This window comes from Stenotrophomonas sp. Sm6012, from assembly GCF_030985895.1.
Classification (GTDB): Bacteria; Pseudomonadota; Gammaproteobacteria; order Xanthomonadales; family Xanthomonadaceae; genus Stenotrophomonas; species Stenotrophomonas forensis.
Genome location: NZ_JAPTFX010000198.1, coordinates 1 through 6440, shown reverse-complemented (window position 1 = coordinate 6440; position 6440 = coordinate 1). Strand labels below are relative to the sequence as shown.

Here is a 6440-nt window from a genome sequence, read left to right as displayed (position 1 = left end):
GGCCGGCACACCGGCCATCAGTAAGCGTTCGGGTTGTTGCCCATCTCTTCGCTGGTGGTCTTGCCCTTCAGCACGCGGTACACCCAGGTGGTGTAGGCGAGGATGATCGGCAGGAACACCGCCGTAGCCAGCAGCATGATCCACAGGGTCAGGTGGCTGGACGAGGCATCCCACACGGTCAGGCTGGAGGTGGGCTGGCTCGAGGACGGCAGCAGGAACGGGAAGATGGCAAAGCCGACGGTCAGGATGATGCCGGCGATCGCTGCACCCGAGGCGATGAAGGCCAGGCCGCCGCGACGGGCACGCAGCAATACCGCACTGGCCAGCAGTCCGGCCAGGCCGAGCAGCGGGGCCAGGATCGTGGCCGGCATCGCGCTGTAGTTGCGCATCCAGCCACCGGCGGCGCCGAGTTCGGCGGTCTTCAGCAGCGGGTTGGTGGCGCCATCGGTGACCACCTGCGAGGTGATCTGGTAACCCGGCAGGCCGAAGGCCACCCAGGCACCGCCGACCGCGAACAGCACGAAGGCGATGATCGCCGCGATGCTGCCGAAGCGGGCCGCACGTTCGGCCACCGGGCCGTCGGTCTTGATCACCAGCATGGCGGCACCGTGCGCGACCAGCATCGACACGCTGAGCAGGCCGGCCAGCAGCGCGAAGGGCATCAGCAGGCCGAAGAACGAGCCGGTGTAGAAGATGCGCATGCTGTCATCGAAGTGGAACGGCACGCCCAGCACCACATTGCCCACCGCCACGCCCATGATCAGCGCCGGGATGAAGCCGCCGATGAACAGCGCCCAGTCCCAGGTGTTGCGCCAGCGTTCGCTGGGCATCTTGCTGCGGAACTTGAAACCGACCGGACGCAGGATCAGCGCGAACAGGATCACGAACATCGCCAGGTAGAACCCGGAGAAGCTGACCGCATACAGCGGCGGCCAGGCGGCGAAGATCGCACCGCCACCGAGCACCAGCCACACCTGGTTGCCTTCCCAGACCGGGCCGATGGTGTTGATCACCAGCCGGCGCTCGGCGTCGTTGCGGGCGACGAAGGGCAGCAGCGTGCCCACGCCCAGGTCGAAACCATCCATCACGGCGAAGCCGATCAGCAGGATGCCGAGCAGCAGCCACCAGATCACGCGCAGCGTGGTGTAGTCCAGAAGAATGAAATCCATCTTGGTTCTCCTGCCTCAGGCCTGGCCGGCGGCCGGCGCCGAGGCATTGTGGGAAGCATGCGGCTGGGGCGACTGCAGCGACGGCAGCACCTCGTCCGGACCCTTGCGGATCGCCTTGAGCATCAGCTTGATCTCGACCACGATCAGCGCGGTGTAGATCGCGGTGAAGCCGGCCAGGGTCAGCACGATTTCGTGCAGGGCCAGGCCCGATGCCGCATAGAAGGTCGGCAGCACGCCATCAACCGCCCATGGCTGGCGACCGTACTCGGCCACGAACCAGCCACACTCGATCGCGATCCACGGCGCCGGCAGCGTCCACAAGGCCACCTTCAGGAACCAGCGCTTGTCCTGGAAGTTGTTGCGGCACGAGTAGTAGAAGGCCAGTGCGAAGAAGGCGATCAGGTAGAAGCCGAGCCCGGCCATGACGCGGAAGGTCCAGAACAGCGGCATCACGCGCGGCACGGTATCCATCGCGGCCTGCGAGATCTCCTGCGGGGTGGCGTTGAGGATGTCATCGCGGTAGCGCTTGAGCAGCAGGCCGTGGCCCAGGTCCTGCCAGTGGCGGTCGAACATCTCGCGCGCTTCGACATCGTTCTTGTTGGCGCGCAGGCGTTCCAGCGCACCGTACGCCAGCTGGCCGCCACGCACGCGGTGTTCGGCACGCTCGACCAGCTCCAGGATGCCCGGAATCGGCTGGTTCAACGAGCGGGTGGCGATCAGGCCCATCAGGTACGGGATCTTCACCGCGTAATCGTTCTGGTGGGTCTGCTGGTTGGGGATGCCGAAGGCGGTGAAGTCGGCCGGCGCACGCTCGGTCTCCCACATCGCTTCGATCGCGGCCAGCTTCATCTTCTGGTGTTCGCTGGCGGCGTAACCGCTCTCGTCACCCAGCACCACCACCGACAGCGAGGACAGCAGGCCGAACGCTGCGGCCACCGCGAACGAGCGACGGGCCAGGTCCTTGTGCTTGTTGCGCAGCAGGAACAGGGCGCTGATCGCCATCACGAACACCGCACCGGTCACGTACCCGGCGCTGACGGTGTGCACGAACTTGGCCTGTGCCACCGGGTTGAACACCACCGCCATGAAGTCGACGACTTCCATGCGCATGGTTTCCGGGTTGAACACCGCACCGGTCGGGTTCTGCATCCAGCCGTTGGCGATCAGGATCCAGATCGCCGACAGGTTGGTGCCCAGCGCCATCAGCCAGGTCACCATCAGGTGCTTGACCTTGCTCAGGCGGTTCCAGCCAAAGAAGAACAGGCCGACGAAGGTGGCTTCCAGGAAGAACGCCATCAGGCCTTCGATGGCCAGCGGCGCACCGAAGATGTCACCCACGTAGTGGCTGTAGTAGGACCAGTTCATGCCGAACTGGAATTCCATCACGATGCCGGTGGCGACGCCCATGGCGAAGTTGATGCCGAACAGGACGCCCCAGAACAGGGTCATCCTGCGCCAGATCTCCTTGCCGGTCATCACGTACACGCTCTCCATGATGGCCACCATGAAGGACAGGCCGAGGGTGAGCGGTACGAATAGGAAGTGGTACATCGCGGTCAGCGCGAATTGCAGCCGCGACAGTTCTACGACTGTCTGATCAATCATGGCCTGGCTACCTCGTTGGATAGTGCCGTTGCAGGTGGCGGGAAGGGTGGTCTACGACGTGAATGATGTGACCGACTACTTCAAACAGCCTTGATCCAGATCAATGTATGAACAGGTGACCCGGTTGATCGTATGCCAACCTGATGAAGACTGCGACTGCCGGCCGCAGGGGCCGGCTATTGCCTGCGCCTACAATGCCGTGTGTCCCCCGTTGCCCGTGAAGACCTCTTGAGCGCTGCCGAAACAACCCCCGACGGCCTTTCCCAGGAAGCCGAAACGACCCGCCAGCGGCGCGCCCGCACTGCATGGCTGGCCGATCTGGCGCGGCCCGCCCGGGGCCGCCAGCGCCTGGCGGCGCTGTGCATCAGCCTGTCCGGGGCGCTGCTGATCGGCCAGGCCGCCGCCATTGCCTGGCTGGTGCAGCAGGTGCTGGTGGAGCGCGCGCCGCTGGCGTCGGCCCTGCCGGTGCTGGGCGGACTGGCGCTGATCCTGGTGCTGCGCACGCTGCTGGGCAGCGCCACCCAGGCCGCAGCCGGTGATGTGGCCGATGCTGCGCGGCTGGCACTGCGCGAACGCGTGTTCGCGCGCCTGCTGGGCCATGGCCCGCTGTGGCTGCGCCAGCGCCGCACCGGCGAGCTGGGCGAACTGGTGCTGCATCACGGTGATGCGATCGAGAATTATTACAGCGGCTTCCTGCCGGTACGCACCGAGGTGGTGGTGGTGCCGCTGCTGATCCTGGCCGCAGTGGCCTGGGTCGACTGGGTGGTGGCGCTGATCCTGTTGTTCACCGCGCCGCTGGTGCCGTTCTTCATGATGCTGGTGGGGTGGGGCGCTGAAGCGGCCGGTCGCGCCCAGCTGGGGGAACTGGCGCGGATGAGCGGCCACTTCGCCGATCGCATCAAGGGCCTGGGCCTGCTGCGTCTGTACGGCCGTGGCGAAGCCGAACTGGCTGGCGTGGAGGCCGCCGCCGAAGGCGTGCGCCTGCGCACGCTGAAGGTGCTGCGGATCGCGTTCCTGTCATCCACGGTGCTGGAATTCTTCGCCTCGGTGAGCGTGGCGATGGTTGCGCTGTACCTGGGCCTGAGCTACCTCGGCATGATGTCTTTGCATGCAGCGGTGCCGACGCTGGGCGCGGGCCTGTTCTGCCTGCTGCTGGCCCCGGAGTTCTACGCACCACTGCGGCGCTTGGCCGCGCACTACCACGACCGTGCCAACGCCCTGGCGGCGGCCGCAGAAGTGGAGCGCCTGCTGCAGTCGCTGCCCGACGAACAGGGCCTGCTCGACAACGAGGGCGCCGCGCTGGCGGTGGAGCCGGCCGAGGCCGCCTTGCCGCCGCTGCGCGCGCAGGGGCTGGTGCTGCGTCCGCTGGGCGCACCGCACGATGTGCTGCAGGATCTGGATGTACTGCTGGAACCGGGCCAGCGGCTGGCCCTGGTGGGCCCCAGCGGGTCTGGCAAGAGCACGTTGCTGGAAGCGCTGGCCGGCTGGTTGCCGCCACGCGCCGGCAAGTTGCAGCTGCGCCCCGGCGTGCAGGTGGCCTATGCCAGCCAGCGCCCCTACCTGTTCCACGGCAGCATTGCCGACAACCTGCGGTTGGCCGACCCCGGTGCCAGCGATGCACGGCTGCGTGCGGTGGCCGAGGCGGCGCAGGTGCTGCAGTTCGCGCAACGACTGCCGCAGGGGCTGGACACGGTGATCGGCGAGCGCGGCTTCGGCCTGTCCGGTGGCGAAGCGCGCCGCATCGGCCTGGCGCGCCTGCTGCTGCGCGACCCGCAGGTGCTGCTGCTGGATGAGCCGACCGCCTTTCTCGATGCCGATACCGAAGCCGCGCTGCTGCGCAGCCTGGCCGCGTATGCGCGGGGCCGCAGCGTGGTGGTCGCCACCCACAGCCCGGCGGTGATCGCGTGGGCCGACCGTTGCCTGCTGCTGCCCGAAGGGCGCGTGGTCGAGCCGGCGCAGGCGGTGCGCGCATGAGCCGTTCGCCTGATTCACTGCGCGCAGTGTTCCTGCGTCATCGGTCGCGCCTGCTGCTGACGATGCTGCTGCTGTGGACCACGATGCTGGCTGGTACCGCGCTGCTGAGCCTGTCCGGTGGCTTCCTCACCGCGGCCGCGCTGGCCGGTGCGGCCGGGCTGGGCCAGGGTTTCAATTTCTTCTCGCCCTCGGCCGGCATCCGTGGCCTGACCATGGCGCGCATCGTGTCGCGCTATTTCGAGAAACTGGTCGGCCACGATGCCACCCTGCGCATTGCCCGCGACCTGCGCGTGTGGTTCTTCCGCCGCGCGCTGCCACTGGCGCCGGCGCGGTTGGGGGCCACGCGTACCGGCGACCTGCTGGCACGCCTGCTCGGTGATATCGGTGAGGTGGATGGCCTGCTGGTGCGTGCCATAGGGCCCTTGGTGGCGCTGGGTGCGTTGTCGCTGGTCGCGGTGGTTTCAGCGGCGCTGATCCTGCCGTCGGCGGCCGTGCTGCTGGCGGTGCTGGCATTGCTGATCGCCGTCGGTGTGCCGTGGCTGGGCGTGCGGGGTCGCGATGATGAAGAAGCAGACCGCGCCGCCCATCGCGCCGCGTTGCGCACCGCTGCATTCGAAGGACTGGAAGGGGCCGGGGATCTGGCCGCGCTGCATGCCGATGCGGCGTGGCAGTTGAAGGTGCGGGTAGCGGCCAAGCAGCTGGCCTCGCGCGACCGTCGCCGGCGCTGGCGCCTGATTGCAGGCTCGACCCTGCATGGCCTGGTGGCAGGGCTCGGCCTGGTGGCGATGCTGGCATTGGCCCTGCATGCGGCCGAACAGCAGCGCATCGCGCCGGAAATGGCCGCCGGCCTGGTGTTCCTCACCGTGGCGTTGATCGAGTTGTGGGCGGGCATGGGCCTGGCCTGGCAGTCGCTGCAGTCCGGGCGCATCGCCGCCGATCGCTTGCAGGCCATCGTCGAGCAGTCGCCGACGGTGGAGGATCCGTCGACGCCGCACGCTGTACCACAGGCGGCGCGCGTGCATTGGGATGATGTCCATTTCCAGTGGCCGGGCGCGGCGCGGCCGGTGCTGTCCGGCCTGCAGCTGACCCTGGCACCGGGCGAGCGCATCGCGATCCGCGGCGACAGCGGCAGCGGCAAAACCACCTTGTCCAGCCTGCTGCTGCGGCTGTGGGATCCGCAGCAGGGGCGAATCACCTACGGCGGCCGCGACCTGCGCGATTTCGCCCAGGCCGAGTGGCATCGGCAGCTGGCGTGGCTGCCGCAGAACGCGCCGGTGTTTGCCGGCACGGTGGCCGAGAACCTGCGGCTGGGTGATCCCGACGCCAACGACGTCGAGCTGTGGGCAGTACTACGCCGGGTACGCCTGGCCGAATGGGCCGAGCGCAATGGCGGCCTGCAGGCCTGGGTCGGTGAGAACGGTGCGACGATGTCGGCCGGGCAGGCACGGCGCCTGGCACTGGCGCGCGCGCTGTTGCGCAAAGCGCCGATCCTGTTGCTGGACGAACCGACCGAGGGGCTGGACGTGGATACCGCACGCGCGCTGCTGCAGGACCTGTCCGGACTGCTGGACGGTCGCAGCCTGCTGATGATCACCCACGATGATCTGCCCGACGGCGTGGTCGATGCGCAGTACCGGTTGCGTGATGGGGTGTTGTTGCGCGAACCGTGAATGGTAGTGCCGGCCGCTGGCC

4 protein-coding genes are annotated in these 6440 nt (G+C 67.9%); 2 read left to right on the top strand and 2 right to left on the bottom strand.

Going from position 1 to position 6440, the window contains the following annotated elements; all coding sequences use genetic code 11:
- Nucleotides 1-17: 17 nt before the first annotated feature.
- Nucleotides 18-1169, bottom strand: coding sequence for a cytochrome d ubiquinol oxidase subunit II (gene cydB / locus O0J73_RS20970; protein WP_006457007.1), 1152 nt, complete (start codon nt 1167-1169; stop codon nt 18-20).
- A 15-nt stretch (nt 1170-1184) separates the two neighbouring features.
- Nucleotides 1185-2774, bottom strand: coding sequence for a cytochrome ubiquinol oxidase subunit I (locus tag O0J73_RS20965; protein WP_006457005.1), 1590 nt, complete (start codon nt 2772-2774; stop codon nt 1185-1187).
- Nucleotides 2775-3002: 228 nt separating this feature from the next.
- Between O0J73_RS20965 and cydD the strand changes: the two genes are divergently transcribed.
- Both cydD and cydC read left to right on the top strand, forming a co-directional pair.
- A complete protein-coding gene (gene cydD, locus O0J73_RS20960; RefSeq protein WP_308309559.1) occupies nt 3003-4748 on the top strand; it encodes a thiol reductant ABC exporter subunit CydD in 1746 nt (581 codons plus the stop codon).
- Complete coding sequence (gene cydC, locus O0J73_RS20955; protein WP_308309558.1) at nt 4745-6418, top strand: thiol reductant ABC exporter subunit CydC; 1674 nt, start codon at nt 4745-4747, stop codon at nt 6416-6418. Before cydD ends, cydC begins: the two co-directional genes overlap by 4 nt.
- Nucleotides 6419-6440 lie beyond the last annotated feature (22 nt).